Source organism: Falsiruegeria mediterranea M17 (assembly GCF_900302455.1).
Classification (GTDB): domain Bacteria; phylum Pseudomonadota; class Alphaproteobacteria; order Rhodobacterales; family Rhodobacteraceae; genus Falsiruegeria; species Falsiruegeria mediterranea.
Map to the genome: position 1 here is coordinate 179,681 of NZ_ONZG01000009.1, position 16,381 is coordinate 196,061.

17 protein-coding genes are annotated in these 16,381 nt (G+C 61.6%); 10 read left to right on the forward strand and 7 right to left on the reverse strand.

Annotated elements, in window-relative coordinates; all coding sequences use genetic code 11:
* Nucleotides 1-33: 33 nt before the first annotated feature.
* The 3 genes from TRM7615_RS17760 to TRM7615_RS17770 all read left to right on the forward strand — a co-directional run bounded on the left by TRM7615_RS17760 (nucleotide 34) and on the right by TRM7615_RS17770 (nucleotide 1,456).
* Nucleotides 34-258 carry a F0F1 ATP synthase subunit C gene (locus TRM7615_RS17760; RefSeq protein ID WP_011048925.1) on the forward strand — a complete coding sequence of 75 codons (225 nt, stop codon included), beginning with the start codon at nucleotides 34-36 and terminating at the stop codon, nucleotides 256-258.
* A gap of 86 nt (nucleotides 259-344) precedes the next feature.
* Nucleotides 345-890 carry a F0F1 ATP synthase subunit B' gene (locus TRM7615_RS17765; RefSeq protein WP_108789955.1) on the forward strand — a complete coding sequence of 182 codons (546 nt, stop codon included), beginning with the start codon at nucleotides 345-347 and terminating at the stop codon, nucleotides 888-890.
* 5 nt (nucleotides 891-895) lie between these two features.
* On the forward strand, nucleotides 896-1,456 hold the full coding sequence (locus TRM7615_RS17770; RefSeq protein ID WP_108789957.1) for a F0F1 ATP synthase subunit B: 561 nt from the start codon (nucleotides 896-898) through the stop codon (nucleotides 1,454-1,456).
* A gap of 304 nt (nucleotides 1,457-1,760) precedes the next feature.
* Here the strand turns inward: TRM7615_RS17770 and TRM7615_RS17775 are convergent, their stop codons facing one another.
* Nucleotides 1,761-2,531 carry a FadR/GntR family transcriptional regulator gene (locus TRM7615_RS17775; protein WP_108789959.1) on the reverse strand — a complete coding sequence of 257 codons (771 nt, stop codon included), beginning with the start codon at nucleotides 2,529-2,531 and terminating at the stop codon, nucleotides 1,761-1,763.
* A gap of 174 nt (nucleotides 2,532-2,705) precedes the next feature.
* On the opposite strand from TRM7615_RS17775, the gene TRM7615_RS17780 reads away from it, so the two are divergent.
* The 5 genes from TRM7615_RS17780 (at nucleotide 2,706) to TRM7615_RS17800 (ending at nucleotide 8,923) form a co-directional block, all read left to right on the forward strand.
* On the forward strand, nucleotides 2,706-3,923 hold the full coding sequence (locus tag TRM7615_RS17780; protein ID WP_108789961.1) for an aminotransferase-like domain-containing protein: 1,218 nt from the start codon (nucleotides 2,706-2,708) through the stop codon (nucleotides 3,921-3,923).
* A gap of 34 nt (nucleotides 3,924-3,957) precedes the next feature.
* Nucleotides 3,958-4,509 carry a hypothetical protein gene (locus TRM7615_RS17785; protein WP_108789964.1) on the forward strand — a complete coding sequence of 184 codons (552 nt, stop codon included), beginning with the start codon at nucleotides 3,958-3,960 and terminating at the stop codon, nucleotides 4,507-4,509.
* A 113-nt stretch (nucleotides 4,510-4,622) separates the two neighbouring features.
* Nucleotides 4,623-8,078, forward strand: coding sequence for a chromosome segregation SMC family protein (locus TRM7615_RS17790; protein WP_108789966.1), 3,456 nt, complete (start codon nucleotides 4,623-4,625; stop codon nucleotides 8,076-8,078).
* 46 nt (nucleotides 8,079-8,124) lie between these two features.
* Nucleotides 8,125-8,502: a hypothetical protein gene (locus tag TRM7615_RS17795; protein ID WP_108789968.1), complete on the forward strand. Its 378-nt coding sequence runs from the start codon at nucleotides 8,125-8,127 to the stop codon at nucleotides 8,500-8,502.
* Between the two features lie 55 nt (nucleotides 8,503-8,557).
* Nucleotides 8,558-8,923, forward strand: coding sequence for a hypothetical protein (locus TRM7615_RS17800; RefSeq protein ID WP_108789970.1), 366 nt, complete (start codon nucleotides 8,558-8,560; stop codon nucleotides 8,921-8,923).
* A gap of 276 nt (nucleotides 8,924-9,199) precedes the next feature.
* On the opposite strand, the gene TRM7615_RS17805 is transcribed toward TRM7615_RS17800, so the two are convergent.
* From TRM7615_RS17805 to cobD, 3 genes are read right to left on the reverse strand one after another with little or no spacing between them, the layout of a single operon-like run.
* Nucleotides 9,200-10,363: a lytic murein transglycosylase gene (locus tag TRM7615_RS17805; RefSeq protein WP_108789972.1), complete on the reverse strand. Its 1,164-nt coding sequence runs from the start codon at nucleotides 10,361-10,363 to the stop codon at nucleotides 9,200-9,202.
* Between the two features lie 30 nt (nucleotides 10,364-10,393).
* Nucleotides 10,394-11,311 carry an adenosylcobinamide-phosphate synthase CbiB gene (gene cbiB / locus TRM7615_RS17810; protein WP_108789974.1) on the reverse strand — a complete coding sequence of 306 codons (918 nt, stop codon included), beginning with the start codon at nucleotides 11,309-11,311 and terminating at the stop codon, nucleotides 10,394-10,396.
* The gene (cobD, locus tag TRM7615_RS17815) at nucleotides 11,308-12,273 is read right to left on the reverse strand and encodes a threonine-phosphate decarboxylase CobD (protein WP_108789976.1); all 966 of its coding nucleotides are present in this window, start codon (nucleotides 12,271-12,273) and stop codon (nucleotides 11,308-11,310) included. Before cobD ends, cbiB begins: the two co-directional genes overlap by 4 nt.
* Nucleotides 12,274-12,463: 190 nt before the next feature.
* On the opposite strand from cobD, the gene TRM7615_RS17820 reads away from it, so the two are divergent.
* Nucleotides 12,464-12,826, forward strand: a complete 363-nt coding sequence (locus tag TRM7615_RS17820; protein WP_108789978.1) for a response regulator transcription factor — start codon at nucleotides 12,464-12,466, stop codon at nucleotides 12,824-12,826.
* Here the strand turns inward: TRM7615_RS17820 and TRM7615_RS17825 are convergent.
* The gene (locus TRM7615_RS17825; RefSeq protein ID WP_108789980.1) at nucleotides 12,823-13,797 is read right to left on the reverse strand and encodes a glutathione S-transferase family protein; all 975 of its coding nucleotides are present in this window, start codon (nucleotides 13,795-13,797) and stop codon (nucleotides 12,823-12,825) included. The two genes, TRM7615_RS17820 and TRM7615_RS17825, sit on opposite strands and share 4 nt — an antisense overlap.
* 219 nt (nucleotides 13,798-14,016) lie before the next feature.
* On the opposite strand from TRM7615_RS17825, the gene TRM7615_RS17830 reads away from it, so the two are divergent.
* Complete coding sequence (locus tag TRM7615_RS17830) at nucleotides 14,017-14,370, forward strand: hypothetical protein (protein WP_085794302.1); 354 nt, start codon at nucleotides 14,017-14,019, stop codon at nucleotides 14,368-14,370.
* A 221-nt stretch (nucleotides 14,371-14,591) separates the two neighbouring features.
* On the opposite strand, the gene TRM7615_RS17835 is transcribed toward TRM7615_RS17830, so the two are convergent.
* Both TRM7615_RS17835 and TRM7615_RS17840 read right to left on the reverse strand, forming a co-directional pair.
* A complete protein-coding gene (locus TRM7615_RS17835; protein WP_108789982.1) occupies nucleotides 14,592-15,125 on the reverse strand; it encodes a L,D-transpeptidase family protein in 534 nt (177 codons plus the stop codon).
* Nucleotides 15,126-15,127: 2 nt separating this feature from the next.
* Complete coding sequence (locus tag TRM7615_RS17840) at nucleotides 15,128-16,300, reverse strand: MalY/PatB family protein (protein ID WP_108789984.1); 1,173 nt, start codon at nucleotides 16,298-16,300, stop codon at nucleotides 15,128-15,130.
* Nucleotides 16,301-16,381 lie beyond the last annotated feature (81 nt).

The following is a 16,381-nucleotide window of genomic DNA, read 5'->3' on the forward strand; positions in this document are numbered from 1 at the left end:
AAATCGAAACTTCCAATCGTAAGGAGAATTCTCATGGAAGGCGATCTCGCACACATCGGCGCAGGCCTGGCAGCAATCGGTTCCGGCGCAGCCGCTATCGGTGTTGGTAACGTAGCTGGTAACTTCCTGGCCGGCGCTCTGCGCAACCCTTCGGCCGCCGCATCGCAAACCGCGACCCTGTTCATCGGTATCGCGTTCGCAGAAGCTCTGGGCATCTTCGCATTCCTGGTCGCTCTGCTGCTGATGTTCGCCGTCTAAGACCTTCGGGAACCGACATCCTTACGGTTGGGCAGTTCGACACGATCGCGCTGCCCAATGTAAGCTAAGTTTCCAAGGAGACCGACATGGCAACTGAGACCAAAGACATCGTCAGCGCCTGCGTCGACTCGTACGGCAGCGCGGTCGGTATGCCCCAGCTCTGCGGAGAGTGGATGGGCAACCAGATCTTCTGGCTCGTCATTACGCTGGTCGTGATCTTTCTGATCCTGTCGCGTGTGGCTCTGCCGCGCATTGGTGCCATCCTGGCCGAGCGTCAGGGCACCATCACAAACGACATTGCTGCCGCTGAGGACCTAAAGGCCAAAGCGGTTGAAGCGGAAGACGCCTATAACAAGGCTCTGGCTGATGCCCGTGCACAAGCACAGGCCATCGCAGCCGAGGCACGCGCCGAAATCCAGGCTGACCTGGATGTGGCCATCGCCAAGGCGGATGCCGAGATTGCCGCCAAGGCAGCTGAATCGGAAGCGGCGATTGCCGAGATCCGTGCCGGTGCCCTGGACAGCATTCAGGCTGTTGCCAAGGACACCGCAGGCGAAATCGTGACCGCCTTGGGTGGTCAGGCGGATGAGGCTGGTATCGCTGGTGCGATCGACGCTCGGATGAAAGGATAAGAGCCATGCGTAACACACTCGCCCTTATCCTGACAGCTGGTGCTGCAAGCCCCGCGCTTGCCGCAAGCGGTCCGTTCTTTTCGCTGGGCAACACCGACTTTGTGGTGACGCTGGGCTTCCTGGTGTTCATCGGGGTGCTGTTCTACTTCAAGGTGCCCGGCATGATTGGCGGTGCGCTGGACAATCGCGCTCAGGGCATCCAGTCCGAGCTTGATGAAGCCCGTGCATTGCGTGATGAAGCCCAAGCTCTGCTGGCCTCGTACGAGCGCAAGCAGAAAGAGGTTCAGGACCTGGCCGCCGCCATCGTGGCAGCTGCAAAAGACGACGCCTCTCTGGCAGCAGAGCAGGCCAAAGCCGATCTGGAAGTATCGATTGCACGCCGTCTGGCCGCTGCTCAGGACCAGATTGCGTCGGCTGAGGCTTCGGCCGTCAAAGAGGTCCGCGACCAGGCCATCACCATCGCCGTTTCGGCGGCAAACGAGGTGATTGCCAATCAGATGACCGCAGCGCAAGGCAACAAGCTGATCGACGCGGCTATCGCTGAAGTGGAGGCCAAACTGCATTAAGCAGATTGCGACAAAACGATTCAAAGAAACCCGGCTGATGAGGCCGGGTTTTTTTTGGGGTTCACGGTGGAAGGTAAAAGGGGGTGCTCCCGCCCGTCGTTGATGCCCCTTGCGGGACATCGCCTCCCGTTGGGCCGGGCCTCGCGGTGCTCGGCGGATGGGGATTGTGGCGGAACGACTGCCCCAAGCCAGACCGCGCCGGGCTTAGCCCGGCGCTCGGCCCAAAGCCGTTAGCGGGGCTGGCGCAGCCAGGACCGCTCGGGTGCGGGAGTGCCCCCGTTATTTTTTTGCATTTGGAGACGTGCTAGCTCTGACCGGTTTCGTGTTCCAGGCGCTGTCGGGCGATGGCTTCGTTGCGTTCGGCGATCTGTTGGTCGGACAGGCACTGTTTGACGAAACTCAGATGCGCCTCAACAGCGGCTTTGGCGGCGACAGGATCGCGAGCCTGCAGGGCGTCGTTTATGGCGCGGTGCTGGTCCAGGATTGAGGCGCGGGTGTGCTGTTGGTGGAACATGATACGCCGGTTGTAGAAGACGCCCGCCCGCAGCAGGTCGAACATCGACCGCATCATGTGCAGCATCACGACGTTGTGGCTCGCCTCGAGGATCGCCATGTGGAACTCGGCGTCAAGACGCGCCTCTTCGTCCGAACCAGGAGAGCCGTGGGCCGCGACCATCTTGTCAAAGATCGCCTGAATGACCTTGAGGTCACTGTCTGATCCCAGTCGCGCTGCACGTTCGGCGGCCAGACTTTCGATGTCCCTGCGGAACGACAGATAGTCGAACATCGCCTCGTCATGGGCGCCAAACAGCCGCGTCAGGGCTGGAGAGAATGCATTGCCCAAAACCTCGGCCACAAAAACGCCCGATCCCGCCTTGGCGCTGAGCAAGCCCTGCTCTTGTAGCTCGGCAATTGCGTCGCGCAGAGATGGGCGCGAGACGCCCAGCCTGTCGGCCAGTTCGCGTTCCGAGGGCAGACGTTCGCCCGGACGCAGGATTCCGCGCAGGATCAGCAGTTCGATCTGACGCACCACCGAGGTCGACAGTTTCTCGGGCTGGACTTTCTGAAAGGGCATGACCGGGGCCTTCGTTCAAATTGGTCAAAACATATGACCACGGCTGCAGCGTGGCTGCAAGCAAGGAAAGGTCAGAGTGACTGACTGATCACATTTTCTGTAACAAAGGTCAGCATATTTGACTTAAATCCCCGTCTGCCTAGGCTGGCCCGCAGTTTTGGAGGAGGGAGACAGATGAAACTAGAGGAGATGTTCGCAACCCGCGCCGACCGGCTCAAGGCCTCGGAAATTCGCGAGTTGCTGAAACTGCTGGACCAGCCTGACATCATCTCGTTTGCGGGGGGCATTCCGGATCCGGCGCTGTTCCCGGCCGAGGCGTTTCAGGCGGCATACGCAAAGGCGTTGGACCCGCAGCATCAGGCCAAGGCACTGCAGTATTCGGTGAGCGAGGGGTATCTGCCACTGAGGGAATGGCTGGTGGATCATATGGCAGGTATCGGGGTGCCTTGTGATGTGGACAACGTCCTGATCACATCGGGGTCGCAGCAGGCGCTGGATTACCTGGGCAAACTGATGCTGTCGCCCGGGGATACGGCGCTGGTGAACTGGCCGACATATCTGGGTGCTTTGGCAGCGTTCAACGCTTATGAGCCGCGGTTTGATCGGCTGGACCTGGGCGTCAATCATGATGTGTCCGACTATGCCGATCGGGCCGAGGTTGCTGGCGGTCGGGTCAAGTTTGCCTACCTGTCGGCCGATTTCTCGAACCCCACGGGAGAGACGGTGGATGCGGCCGGGCGAGCACGGTTGATCGACATGGCAGAGGAACTGGATTGCGCAATCATCGAGGACGGTGCCTATCAAGCTCTGCGTTATGACGGCGACGCGATCCAACCGATCCTGGCGATGGAACTTGCGCAAAAGGGCGATCTGGAGGCCTGTCGGACGATCTATTGCGGTTCGTTCTCCAAGACCCTGTCGCCGGGGCTGCGCGTGGGCTGGATTGTGGCTGCCAAGCCGGTGATCTCGAAGCTGGTGCTGATGAAACAGGCGGCGGACCTGCATTCGCCCACGATCAACCAGATGGCCATTCATGGTGTGGCCGAGGCGTGTTTCGAGGCGCATGTGAGCAACTTGCGCGCGGCCTATTGCGCGCGGCGGGATGCGATGTTGGCAGCATTGAGTGATCACATGCCCGAGGGCGTGGATTGGACACGGCCTGAGGGCGGCATGTTTGTCTGGATCACCCTGCCAAAGGGTATGGACGGGGCCAGGCTGTTGGACCGCGCGATCCGCGAGGAGCGGGTGGCGTTTGTTCCCGGTGGAGCCTTCTTTGCAGATGGATCAGGGACCAACACGATCCGGTTGAGCTTCTCCAATTCGGATGCGGCGGCAATTGGCGAAGGTGTGTCCAGATTGGGCGCGGTTCTGCGTCGCGCCTTGTCTGACTAAGGAATTGTTAACCATTCCTGCTGAGGGTGGCGGCATGATCCGGTTCCTTGCTTTTACCACCCTTTGGCTGGCTGTCGCCTGCGCCCCGCCCGAGGCGGGGTTCACGGCCGGTGAGCCGGTGCAAAAGCTGAACGTCGGCGGCTATGCCGTCGAGGTTCAGATCAACGACGATGTGGTAAAGGCGCGGCGTCGGGTGTCGGACCTGCAAGACGCGGATGCCTACTACGTGGCGCTCGAGCAGATTATGGCGAAGCAGTCGGGCTGTCCCATCGCCAAGGTGTACCGCGTCAGCCGCTTTGTGACTTGGGGCGTCAAGGGGTGCAATCCGGCGCAGGCGCAAACGTTCATTGCGCAAGCCGACAAGATCGTGGCTGAGATCGGTGATGCGGGCCACTCGCCGCAATATGACTGTCGTGAATGGAATTCGGTCACGGCTTCCAGTGGGGCCGAGGTTTGGACGGACGTCACGTGTACGCCTTATGGCGGGACACCGGGGCAAGGTTTGCCCCGGTTGGAATGCAGGCAACGAACCTGGATCACGGCTTCGGGCGAGACACGCACGGATATGACCTGCGATCCACAGTAGCAATATCTTGTGGATAACATAGGAAGTCGGTCTAGATAGGGTGGCGTTAGCGTTGACAGGTCGTTAATGGCTGCGCAGGCTGGTTGGGATAAGGAATCACAAGGGCCTGCCATTTGCGCTTTTCCAAACTCCGACTGACCGGCTTCAAAAGCTTTGTCGATCCGACCGATCTGATCATCGCGGACGGGTTGACCGGTGTTGTGGGGCCAAACGGCTGCGGCAAGTCCAATCTGCTGGAAGCACTCAGGTGGGTGATGGGCGAAAACCGTCCCAAGGCGATGCGCGGCGGCGGGATGGAAGATGTGATTTTTGCGGGCGCCGCGACGCGGCCCGCGCGCAACTTTGCCGAAGTGTCTTTGTTGATGGACAACTCGGAACGGTTGGCACCGTCGGGGTTCAACGACAGCGACCAGCTGGAAATAATTCGCCGCATCACGCGGGATGTGGGCAGCGCCTATAAAACCAATGGCAAGGATGTTCGCGCGCGCGATGTGCAGATGCTCTTTGCCGATGCCTCGACCGGCGCGCATTCGCCTGCGCTGGTTCGGCAGGGGCAGATTTCCGAGCTGATCAACGCCAAACCCAAGGCAAGGCGGCGTATCCTGGAAGAGGCGGCGGGTATCTCGGGGCTGTATCAGCGGCGGCATGAGGCCGAGTTGAAGCTGAAAGGGGCCGAGACCAACCTGACCCGCGTGGATGACGTGCTGGAGCAATTGGCGGCGCAGCTGAGCCAGTTGGCGCGGCAGGCGCGACAGGCGGCGCGGTATCGCGAGATCGGCTCGCTTTTGCGGCAGGCCGAGGGGATGCTGCTCTACCGTCGCTGGAAAGAGGCGGACGAGGCGCGGTTGAGCGCCGAAGAAGTGCTGCGTGGGCGCACGACCGAGGCGGCGCAGGCCGAGGCCATGGCGCGAGCAGCCGCCAAGGCGCGAGGCGCGGCTGAGGAGGCGCTGCCGCCGCTGCGTGAAGAAGAGGCGATTGCAGCCGCGGTTCTGCAGCGGATGCAGGTGCAACGCGATGCGCTCGGCGATCAGGAAACCCGCGCGCGGCAAACGATTGAGACGCTGACGGCGCGGATCAACCAGTTGGGTCAGGACATCGAGCGCGAGACGGGTCTTAACCGCGACGCGGGCGACACAATCGAGCGGTTGGAATGGGAAGCGCGCGAGTTGGCCAAGGCCAGCGAAGGGCAGGCCGATAAGCTAGCAGAGGCAAGTGAGGTCGCGCGCGAGGCGGCGTCCGTGCTGCAAGAGCGCGAGGATCACCTATCGCAGATGACCGAGGACGTCGCCCGCTTGGCGGCGCGGCACCAGTCGGCGCAGCGTCTGGTCGATGACAGTCGCAAGACCTTGGACCGGTCCGAGGGCGAAGAGGCCCGCGCCCGCGATGCGGTGAGCGAGGCCGAGATGGCTTTGGAGCAGGCGGTTGATGCCTATGGCGAAGCGCTGGATGCCGAGGAAGAGGCGAGCGAGGCCGCAGAGGCCGCGGAAGAGGCGCTGGAGGCGGCGGATGAATTGCGCAACGACACGCAGGCCCGCGAGAGCGAGGCCCGCGCGCAGCGATCCGAGGCCGAGGGTGAAGTGGGCGCGATCCGGGCCGAGACCACGGCGCTGGCCAAACTGGTGGCGCGAGACACGGCAGAGGGCGGGCAGGTGATGGACCTGCTGCGCGTGGCACCGGGGTATGAAAAGGCACTTGGGGCGGCGCTGTCTGATGATCTGCGCGCGCCCTTGGCCGAAGATGACGGCCCGTCGGGCTGGGTTCAGGTTCCGGGTTATGATGCGGATCAGGCTTTGCCCGAGGGGGCTGAGCCGCTGGCGCTGCATGTGTCGGGACCCGATCGCCTGAGCCGCCGGATTGCGCAGATCGGGATTGTGCGCGGCGATGACGGCGGACGGCTGCAAGCGGCGTTGAAACCGGGGCAGCGGCTGGTGTCACGCGAAGGCGACTTGTGGCGGTGGGATGGCTTCCGTGCCTGGGCCGAGGATGCGCCAAGTGCGGCGGCGATGCGGTTGGAACAGCTCAACCGGTTGGAAGCTTTGAAACAGGAGTTGGAACGGGTGAGCGCCCAGGCTGACGGGGCACGCGCCGCGCATGAGGCGCTTTCGCAGCAGTTGGCTGATGTGACCGAAGCCGACCGCCGCGCGCGTGAGGCGCGTCGGGCTGCCGATCAGCGCGTGGCCGAAGCGGCGCGGGCGCTGTCCAAATCCGAAGCCGATCGCAATCTGGCGCAGGGGCGGCTCGAGACCTTGGGGCTGGCCGTGGACCGGCACAAAGAGGATGCGATGGCCGCGCGCGTGCAGATGCGCGACGCCGAAAAGGCCTTGTCCGAGTTGGGCGACCTGGATACCGCGCGTCAGCAAGTCGAGGACATCAAGCAAACGGTCGAGGCGGCGCGGATCACCATGCTGACGCATCGGTCGGCCCATGACGAGCTGCGGCGCGAGGGTGACGCGCGTACCAAGCGCTCGCAAGAGGTGACCAAGGACATCAGCGGCTGGCGCCACCGCCTTGAGACGGCCGAGAAGCGGATTTCCGAACTGGTCGAGCGTAAGGCGACATCTGAAGAAGATCTGGCCGAGGCGATGTCAGTGCCCGGTGAGATTGCCGAGGCACGTGAGGAACTGGCGGAACAGTCCGAAGCGGCCGAGGAGCGCCGCAAGGGCGCCGCTGATGCTCTGGCCGTGGGCGAGGCCACCCACCGCGAGGCGATGTTGGCCGAGCGAGAGGCGGAGCGGTTGGCATCCGAGGCGCGCGAGGCGCGGGCAGCGGCCGAGGCGCGGGCCGAAGCCGCGCGTGAGACCGTGGTGACGGCAGCCGAACGGATTGCCGAGGATCAGCAGCTGACGCCGAACCAACTGCTAAATGACTTGGATGTTGACCCCGACAAGATGCCCAATGCGGAAACGTTGGAAGCCGAGGTTAACAGGCACAAGCGGCAGCGAGACGCCATGGGCGCAGTGAACCTGCGCGCCGAGGAAGACGCGCGCGAGGTGCAGGAAGAGCACGACACGCTGGCGGCAGAAAAGGCCGATCTGGAAGAGGCGATCAAGACCCTGCGCAACGGTATTGCAAGTCTGAATCGTGAGGGGCGCGAGCGCTTGCTGACCGCCTTTGAACAGGTGAATTCCAACTTTGCGATGCTGTTCAAACACCTCTTTGGTGGTGGTGAAGCAAATCTGGTGATGGTCGAAAGCGAAGACCCGCTGGATGCAGGGCTGGAGATCATGTGTCAGCCGCCGGGCAAGAAGCTGTCGACATTGTCGCTGTTGTCTGGGGGCGAGCAGACGCTCACCGCGATGGCGTTGATCTTTGCGGTGTTCCTGGCCAACCCGGCACCGATCTGTGTGCTGGATGAGGTTGACGCGCCACTGGACGATGCCAACGTCACGCGCTTCTGTGACTTGCTGGACGAGATGTGCCGCCAGACCGATACGCGGTTCCTGATCATCACCCACCACGCGGTGACGATGGCGCGGATGGACCGACTGTTTGGGGTGACCATGCAGGAGCAGGGCGTGAGCCAATTGGTGTCGGTTGATCTAAAGAAAGCGGAATCCCTGGTCGCTTGATCACGCATTGGTAGAAAATCAAGGGTTTCTCTGGTACTCTACAAACATGCGCGCTGTTTATGCCTTTGTTATCATCGTCTTGGCGAGCCCAACCTTCGCGGATGAATTGGCGTTGTGGCGCATTGGAGCCTCGCGTTTCGGAACCGATTTTGCAACCGAAGGCAGCACAGTGTCTGGATTGCAACAGATGCAATACGAGCCGGAAGAGGGTGGCCTGAACGGAGGTGAACTTGCGGATCGCTTCGGCGAAGGCGTGTCCGTTGGGAGCAATGTCAAGCTGCACTGGAAAGGCCACATCTGCGTGAACCTGCGTAGCCAGCCGGGTGAATGTGACGTTCAGATCGACAAGGACGAGGTCAAGCTGGTGCGACGCCAGAAGGCGGGACGCCTGCCGCTGATTTTCGAGTTTGGCATCCGACCCTGACCCCTTCACCGCAACGTGATTCCCAATATGATGATTGGCGCGGCAAGATCGTTTCATGCGATATCTGTTGATCTTTCTTTTGGCGTCCGGGTCCGTGTCTGCGGCGGAGTGGTCCTTGCGTGATGGGGACGTCCCTTTGACGAGGGCCGAGGTGGGGGCGCTAGAGGGGCGCGTGTTGACGTTCTACGATGATGGCCAATCCCGGTATTCGGCAGGAGGCGCCTATTCCTATACCTACTCGGCCGAAAACGGGGGAGGGACGGCTTTTGGTACCTTCGAAGTAACCAACGACGGCAGTGTCTGTACGGAATTTCGCAACGGATTTCATCGTTGTGATCTGTTTGTTCACAGCAATGGTCGGTTGGTTTTGATCAACGAAAAGGGCGAACGATACCCAGTGCGGCCTGACGAAACGCATTGAGTTTTCAAGGCTAAAGGGGGGGGACGCCCCCGCGCCCGAGCGAACCTGACTGCGTCAGCTCCGCCAACGGCCTTGGGCCGGGCGCCGGGCAAAGCCCGGCGCGGTCCCGTCTGTAGCGGGTGTTCGGTGACAAACTTACGTTGAAAAGAACGCGGCTCAGGTCGCAATCGGGCGCCAACCACCGAGCGCAGCGAGGCTCGGCCCAAAGGTAGGAGGTGTTTCGTAAGAAACATTGACGACGGGCGGGAGGGCTCCGTTGGTCGGTCGAAACTGCCGTCAGAGGCGTCCCAGCAATGCGGGGGTCGGCCAGGCGTCGGCGGGCATGCCCAGACGAGCCTGCTCGGCCTGCACCGCGGCGCGGGTACCGGCACCAAGGATGCCATCGACCTTGCCCACGTCGTGCCCGCGCGCCTGCAGCTTGCGCTGCAATTGCTTCATTTGCGAACCATCCAGCCCTTGGTCCGGGTTGCCGGCGTCATAGATCTGGGCGCCCTCGAGCCGGGTGGCGAAGTAAGCTGCCGTCAAAACGTAGACAAAGCTCTGGTTCCATTCGAAATAGACGTCGAAATTGGGATAGGCGAGGAAGGCTGGTCCCTTGTGGCCCTGTGGCAGGATCAGCGAGGCGGGCAGGTTGGCGAGCGACCCGGCGCGCGTCTGAACGCCCATTGCCTGCCAATCCGATACCGAGCGAGGCTTGCCGGGGCCGCTCAGCGACCAATCCATATTGGCAGGCACCGTCACCTCTTGCAGCCACGGCTGGCCTGCGGCCCAACCTAGGTGAGACAGCATCTTTCCACCCGAGGTCAACGCGTCGGGGGCCGAAGTTTTCAGCGAAACGGTGCCGTCACCATCTGCGTCCACTCCATTTTCCAGGATGTCGCGGGGTAGCATCTGCACCATGCCGATCTCACCGGCCCAGGCACCGGTGGTGCGGGCAGGGTCGAAATCACCCTGTGCATAGAGTTCCAGCGCGGCAAATATCTGTGGTCGGAACAACTCAGGCCTGCGACAGTCGTGGGCCAGAGTGACCAACGCGTCGCGAGTGTTGAAATCGCCCTGGAACGCGCCGTAATCGGTCTCGAACGCCCAAAAGGCCAAAAGAACTCCGCGGGAGATACCGTATTGCGCCTCGATCCGGTCAAAGACCGCGTTGTACTTCTTGGCCATGGCGCGGCCCCGGTCGATCCGGTTCTGCGAGATCAGGCGGCGGGAAAATTCGATGAAGGGCTTTTGAAACACGCCTTGCGCCCGGTCGGCGCGCAATACCTTTTGATCTTGGCTCACGCCTTGAAAAAAGCGGTCTGCCGTGGCGGCGTCATAGCCCTGCCCGACAGCTTCGGATTTGAGGCCGGAGACAAAGCTGCTGAATGACCCGCCGCACTGGGCAAAAGCCGCGCCGGGAATCAAAGTGAGGGCAGCGAGAAGGTGGGAAATTTTCATGAAATCTATTCGGTCCAATGTTCGTTTGGATCAGACTATCAGCATCACCACGAGACAGGCAATCACCAGACCCAAGCACAGCGCCCAGACCTGCCAGAGCATGTTGACCGCGCGTTCTACCTCGCGCGCACCGATGTCTTCACGGGCGCCTTCGTTGACCCAGGCCAGGTGGCGGATTTGGCCATGATAGCTGCGTGGGCCAGCCAGAGCGACGTCCAGTGCGCGGGCCATGGCGGCCTCGGGCCAGCCGGCGTTGGGCGAGATGTGGCGTTGAGCGTCCTCGATGATCTCGCGCCCCTTGGACCATTGGTTGGACAGGATCACGATCAGCAACCCGGTCAGGCGGGCAGGGATCAGGTTCAGCAGATCATCGAACCGCGCCGAAGCCCAGCCGTACTGCAAAAAACGCTCGTTGCGGTAGCCCACCATGCTGTCAGCGGTGTTGATCACCTTGTACATCAAAAGCCCGGGCAGCCCTGCGACGAGGAACCAGAAGGCGGGCGCAACCACCCCGTCGCTGAGGTTTTCGGACGCGCTTTCGATGGCCGAGCGGGCCACTTGCGGGCCGGTCATCTCGCCGGTGTCGCGGCTGACGATACGCGAGACCATTTGGCGGGCATCGGTGAGTGACAGGCGCAGGGCGTCGGCCACATCCTGCACATGGCTCACCAGCGATTTATGCGCCAGAAGGATCGCACAGCACAAGATTTCAACCACCGGGCCAAAAGCAGCCAAAAGTGCGCCGAGGCCCAAAGCCCCCAGTGTCAACACAACGACCGCTGCAACGCCCTTGAGTTGGCGGTTCCCGCCGGTGTTCAGGCGGCGCTCCAGCCAGCCTACGCAATCACCCATCAGCACGGCTGGGTGACGCATGCGGGACCAGAGCCAGTCAGGCTCTCCGAAGGCGGCATCCAGCAGCATGGCCGAGGCAAGGACAAAGGGTGTCATAGGGCGCGCTCCAACTGCTCCCAGCGGTCCGCGGGCGGCAGGCCAAGGCGCAGGAAGGTTTCAGAGTAGGGGAAGATGCGGCTCCAGATGTGGTGCTCGGCCAGCCGGTCTTGCCAGGTTTTGGCGTCATTGACGCGGTAGAGGCGGAACAGCGAGGTCCCTCCGGCAAGCTTTGCACCTTTGTTCGTCATGAGATTGTCCAGACGGTCGGCATCGCAGGCGAGCTGGATACGCGTGGCCTCGGCCCATGCCTGATCCTGCAGAGCTTGGGTGCCGACACGCAAAGCCGGGCCGGACACTGCCCAGGGTCCGGTCATGTCGTTCAGCCGCGCGATGATTTCGGGGCGAGCGATGGCAAAGCCAAGGCGCAGTCCGGCAAGGCCCCAGAACTTGCCAAAGCTCTTGAGGATCACCGTATTGGGGTCTGCGGCCAGTTGGATCAGGCTGGCCTCGGGGGTGACGTCGCAAAAGCTTTCGTCGATCACGATCAGGTCGTGGCCTGTGGCGTCGTCTTTTGTCCAGAGCCTCCCGTCGGGGTTGTTGGGGTGGACCAGAACCCGGGCTTGGGCTGGAGCGTGATCCGTCACCTGCCAGCCTTGCGTCGAAAAGGCAGCGGCGTGTTCGTTGTAGGTGGGCGGTGTGATCTCGACCTGTGCAGGTGCGGCCAACATCGGCAAGCGCGCGATCAGGGCCGAGGCACCGGGTGCGGGCAGGATGGCGGCTCCATCAGGCGCGGTCCAAAATGCGCGGGCGGCGTCGACCAACCGCTCGAAGGCGTCATGATCGGGCAAGGCGGCCCAATCCTGCGCGGTCAGCCCCTGGACCGGGTATGGCGCGGGGTTTATTCCGGTGGACAAGTCAACCCAATCCTGGGCCGTGCCGCCGAACTGCGCGCGCGCCGCCGCAAGGCCGCCGCCGTGATCGCGTTTCGCACGCGGGTCGATGTCGATAGGTTCTGCCATGCCACGGGTCCGATTTTGCGGTATGATAGGTTGGTTTCGGTTCAAGCGGAAACTCGCCACAAACACAAGCGCTGCGCATATTCCTTCAGTCGCATCGTATTGTGTTAAGAGTTTGTTAAGGGAAAAGAAAGATCACGGTTGGAAAGGGGAGAGGCACAGAATCTGAAAAAGAACGTGCTGGATGTCTGCTATGAATGTTCTGATTGTTGAAGGCAATCCAGATCTTGGATTGCTATGGAAGCGCCATCTTGAACGGCAAGGTGCCGAGGTGACCCTGGTCAACTCGCAGGAAGAGGCGATTCTGGCTCTTTACGGGACAGATTTCGAGATCATCGTGCTGGATTTGGTGCTGGATGGGGGCAGTGCCTTGGCTGTTGCGGATTTCGCCAGCTATCGACGCCCCGACGCGCGGGTGATCTTTGTCACCAACACTAGCTTTTTCTCGGACGGATCGATCTTTGCGCACAGTCCGAACGCATGTGCTTATGTGCAAAGCGGAACGCCGCCAGAGGATCTGGCGGCGATGGTCGAGCATTACGCAGCCGTTCGTTAACCGCGCCCGTGCGGCTGGCGGTAGTCGATAACGGGGTTGATCGGCACGATTCGGTGCGGGTTCACACTGTCATGGCTGTAGTGATAGTGGCGCACGATGTGCTCCATGTTCACCGTTTCGGCCACACCGGGCCATTGAAACAGTTCGCGGGTGTAGGCCCAGAGGTTGGGGTAGTCGATGATCCGTTTGCGGTTGCACTTGAAATGCAGATGATAGACGGGGTCGAAACGGATCAGGGTGGTAAAGAGGCGCCAGTCGGCTTCTGTAAGTCTGTCACCCATCAGATAGCGATTGCCAGACAGGCGTTCTTCGAGCCAATCCAACGTGTCAAAGAGCGGATGCACGGCCGCGTCATAAGCCGCTTGTGTGGTGGCAAAGCCGGATTTGTAGACGCCATTGTTGAGCGTGCCGTAGATGCGGGCATTCACCTCTTCGATGGCGTCGCGCATCGGCTCGGGCCAGTAATCGTCGGTGTTGCCGGTCAGCCTGTCAAAGGCTGAGTTGAACATGCGGATGATCTCGGAGCTTTCGTTGGACACAATGGTTTCGCGCTGCTTGTCCCAAAGAATTGGCACGGTCACGCGGCCGGAATAGGTGGGGTCAGCCTTGGTGTAGACCTGATACGCATGGCTCAGACCATAAAGGTCATCGCCGGTCGCGCCGTGATCGTCTTCCTCAAAGGTCCAACCCTGATCCATCATGTCGGGGTGCACGGCCGAGACGGTGATGTGATCGCTCAGGTCCTTGAGCTGGCGAAAGATCAACGTGCGGTGCGCCCAGGGGCAGGCATAGCTGACATAGAGGTGGTAGCGTCCGGTTTCAGCTGCAAAGCCGCCGTCGCCAGATGGGCCCGGGGCGCCGTCGGCGGTGATCCAATTGCGAAACTGCGCAGCGCTGCGTTTGAATGCGCCGTCGTGGGATTTGGTGTCATACCACTGGTCGTGCCAGGTGCCGTCGATGAGCAAGCCCATGTGTGATCTCCGATCTGTGTTTGCGCCTAACCTAATGCGAAGGGTAGGGGTCGCACATGGTCAGGGGCGCGCACGGTCTCTGCATGGCTGCACAATGGGTCCGGGGGGAATTGAGGATTTGGCGCAACGCCTTAAGTGGATTCAGATAGTCATGAAAACTTATCTTGATTTTAAGACCATCTCGGTGAGGCTGGTCTTTGTTCGTCTGGAGGGAACGGCATGAGCACTTATGTGTCGAAAGAAATCAGCGACGGGTTGAACGCAGCCCGGATTGCCAGCTTGAAAAAGGCCAGTCGCCTGCGCGTCGAGATGGGGCAGGAGTATTTCAAGGTCTTACGCCTGTGGAAGGATGGATTTGCGGTTGAGGCCGAAACGACGCCTCGGCTGCGCGGGTTGGTCGATTTGTATGACGGGGCGAACCACCTCTATCAATGTCTGATCATCGCCTCTGAGGATGAGGCGGGCGAAATGCGCTATGAGTTCAAGCGCAACACGGTGGCCGCAGACAAGGCCCCGTTGGATTTCTACCGCGAGCCGGATGCACCGATTGCCCTATTGGGCAAGGACGGCTAACCGGCGATATGAGTGGGCGGGGGGGCTCCCGCGCCCGAGCAGACCTGGCTGCGTCAGCCCCCGCTAACGGCCTTGGGCCGGGCGCCTCGCCTATCGGCTCGGCGCGGTTGCGTATGGTGTTCCTGTTTTGCCGCAACCGCCAACCGCCGAGCGTAGCGAGGCCCGGCCCAACGGGAGGAGGGCATCTTTGATGCACAAACGACGGGCGGGAGTGCTTCGAGTTAGGGCCGGATTTCGACCGAAGTGCCGATGGGTGTGACGGACCAGAGCTGCGCCATCTGAGTGTTACTGATGGCGATGCAGCCCGCGGTCCAGTCGCCCGGCAATGAGATTCCGACAATGCCGTTGGGCTGGCCGTGGATGAAGATGTCGCTGCCGGGGTCCACGCCGTCTGCCTTGGCGCGTGCGATGTCCTGCGGTCTGGGGTAGTTCAGGCCAAGAGACAGATGAAAGGCACTGTTGGGGTTTCGGCGATCGATGACGAAACGACCCAGGGGCGTCTTGCCGTCACCTTCCTGAACCTTGTCCCCGTCCGGTGCAAAGCCAAGCGCGACCGGCACTTGCATGACCACCTTGCCATCGGACATGGCGGTCAGACGTCGTTCCGACTTTTCGATCAGGATGTGATCGATCCGATCAACATCCAACGTCATGGGCGGCGGGGCCGGACGCGGCGCAAAGCGGTCCCACAGCATCACGCTCGCGCCGGTTACCAAAACCAGCGCCAGGATGGTCCACAGGACGCGCCCGAACATGGCTACTGCAGATCACCAAAAGCGCGGCTCAAGCGTGCGCAGGCCTCTTCGATGCGCGACCGTTGCGTGCCCAGGTTGAACCGCAGGAAGCTTTCGCCGCCGAGGCCAAAGGTGGTGCCGTGGTTGGCGGCGATCTGGGCGTCCTGTTCGACGCGGTTGGTGAACTCCTCGCGCGGCATGCCGGTGTCGGTGAAGTCGATCCAGGCCAGATAGGTGGATTCGAGCTTCATAGAGGACAGACCTGGGATCTCCGCGATGGCCGCGTCAAAGATCCGCCGGTTCTGGTCCAGATAGGTCACCTGTGCATCGACCCATTCAGCCCCTTCTGGCGAATAGGCCGCGGCTGTTGCGAACTGACCGACCGAGTTCGGCGCAAGGCTGAGCGCGGCCATCCGGGCCGCAAAGCGCGCGCGCAGGCCGGGGTCGGGGATGATCACCTGGCCTGTGTGCAGACCGGCGATGTTGAAGGTCTTGGATGGGGCCGTCAGCATCAGCAGACGGTCGGTGATCGACGGATCAGCATTCTGCATCGGGATGTGCTTGTGACCGGCATAAACCAGGTCGTGGTGAATCTCGTCGGACAGCAGCAGCAGGTCATGGCGCTTGGCAAAATCGGCAACGCCTTGCAGCTCCTCTTGCGTCCAGACCCGACCGCCGGGATTGTGGGGCGAGCAGAGGATGACCATCTTTTCCGAACCGGTCATCATTGCGTCATAAGCCGCGAAATCCATCTCGTAGCGGCCATCGTTGTTGACCAGCGGGCATTCGACCACAGTGCGGCCAGCAGCGCGGATCACCTTGGCAAAGGCGTGATAGACGGGCGTGAACAGAACAATTCCATCGCCCGGAGCCGTGAACGTGTCCAGGCACATGCCGACGCCATTCACCAGCCCGGTGGCGGTAAAGATCGCCTCCCGGTCGATCTGCCAGTTGTGACGCGTCTGCATCCACCATTGGATCGCCTCGCGATAGCGCCCATCAATGGTACTGTATCCCAACGTGCCTTGATCGGCCAGCGCATGGATTTGGTTCAGCACCGCGTCGGGGGCCCGGAATTCGGTGTCCGCAACCCACATCGAAAGACCGGTTTCCGGGGACACACCATAAAGATCTTCCATCCTGTCCCACTTGGTGCTGTAGGTGCCACGGCGGTCGATCAGGTCGTCGAAATTCATTACGCTCTCCTTCGCAAGTCGCCGGGCAAGCTAGCGGGAAATCCGGTGGGCGCAAGGGGGGCGTTGCGGTGACGCCCGTGA

Excerpts from the sequence above, each read along its gene's own strand:
- TRM7615_RS17800 (WP_108789970.1), top strand. The coding sequence starts at position 8,558 with ATGCGATATCTGTTGATCTTTCTTTTGGCGTCCGGGTCCGTGTCTGCG.
- TRM7615_RS17825 (WP_108789980.1), bottom strand. The coding sequence starts at position 13,797 with ATGGGCTTGCTCATCGACGGCACCTGGCACGACCAGTGGTATGACACC.
- TRM7615_RS17765 (WP_108789955.1), top strand. The coding sequence starts at position 345 with ATGGCAACTGAGACCAAAGACATCGTCAGCGCCTGCGTCGACTCGTAC.
- TRM7615_RS17775 (WP_108789959.1), bottom strand. The coding sequence starts at position 2,531 with ATGCCCTTTCAGAAAGTCCAGCCCGAGAAACTGTCGACCTCGGTGGTG.
- TRM7615_RS17795 (WP_108789968.1), top strand. The coding sequence starts at position 8,125 with ATGCGCGCTGTTTATGCCTTTGTTATCATCGTCTTGGCGAGCCCAACC.
- TRM7615_RS17780 (WP_108789961.1), top strand. The coding sequence starts at position 2,706 with ATGAAACTAGAGGAGATGTTCGCAACCCGCGCCGACCGGCTCAAGGCC.
- TRM7615_RS17785 (WP_108789964.1), top strand. The coding sequence starts at position 3,958 with ATGATCCGGTTCCTTGCTTTTACCACCCTTTGGCTGGCTGTCGCCTGC.
- TRM7615_RS17770 (WP_108789957.1), top strand. The coding sequence starts at position 896 with ATGCGTAACACACTCGCCCTTATCCTGACAGCTGGTGCTGCAAGCCCC.
- cbiB (WP_108789974.1), bottom strand. The coding sequence starts at position 11,311 with ATGACACCCTTTGTCCTTGCCTCGGCCATGCTGCTGGATGCCGCCTTC.
- TRM7615_RS17805 (WP_108789972.1), bottom strand. The coding sequence starts at position 10,363 with ATGAAAATTTCCCACCTTCTCGCTGCCCTCACTTTGATTCCCGGCGCG.
- TRM7615_RS17835 (WP_108789982.1), bottom strand. The coding sequence starts at position 15,125 with ATGTTCGGGCGCGTCCTGTGGACCATCCTGGCGCTGGTTTTGGTAACC.
- cobD (WP_108789976.1), bottom strand. The coding sequence starts at position 12,273 with ATGGCAGAACCTATCGACATCGACCCGCGTGCGAAACGCGATCACGGC.
- TRM7615_RS17830 (WP_085794302.1), top strand. The coding sequence starts at position 14,017 with ATGAGCACTTATGTGTCGAAAGAAATCAGCGACGGGTTGAACGCAGCC.
- TRM7615_RS17840 (WP_108789984.1), bottom strand. The coding sequence starts at position 16,300 with ATGAATTTCGACGACCTGATCGACCGCCGTGGCACCTACAGCACCAAG.
- TRM7615_RS17820 (WP_108789978.1), top strand. The coding sequence starts at position 12,464 with ATGAATGTTCTGATTGTTGAAGGCAATCCAGATCTTGGATTGCTATGG.
- TRM7615_RS17760 (WP_011048925.1), top strand. The coding sequence starts at position 34 with ATGGAAGGCGATCTCGCACACATCGGCGCAGGCCTGGCAGCAATCGGT.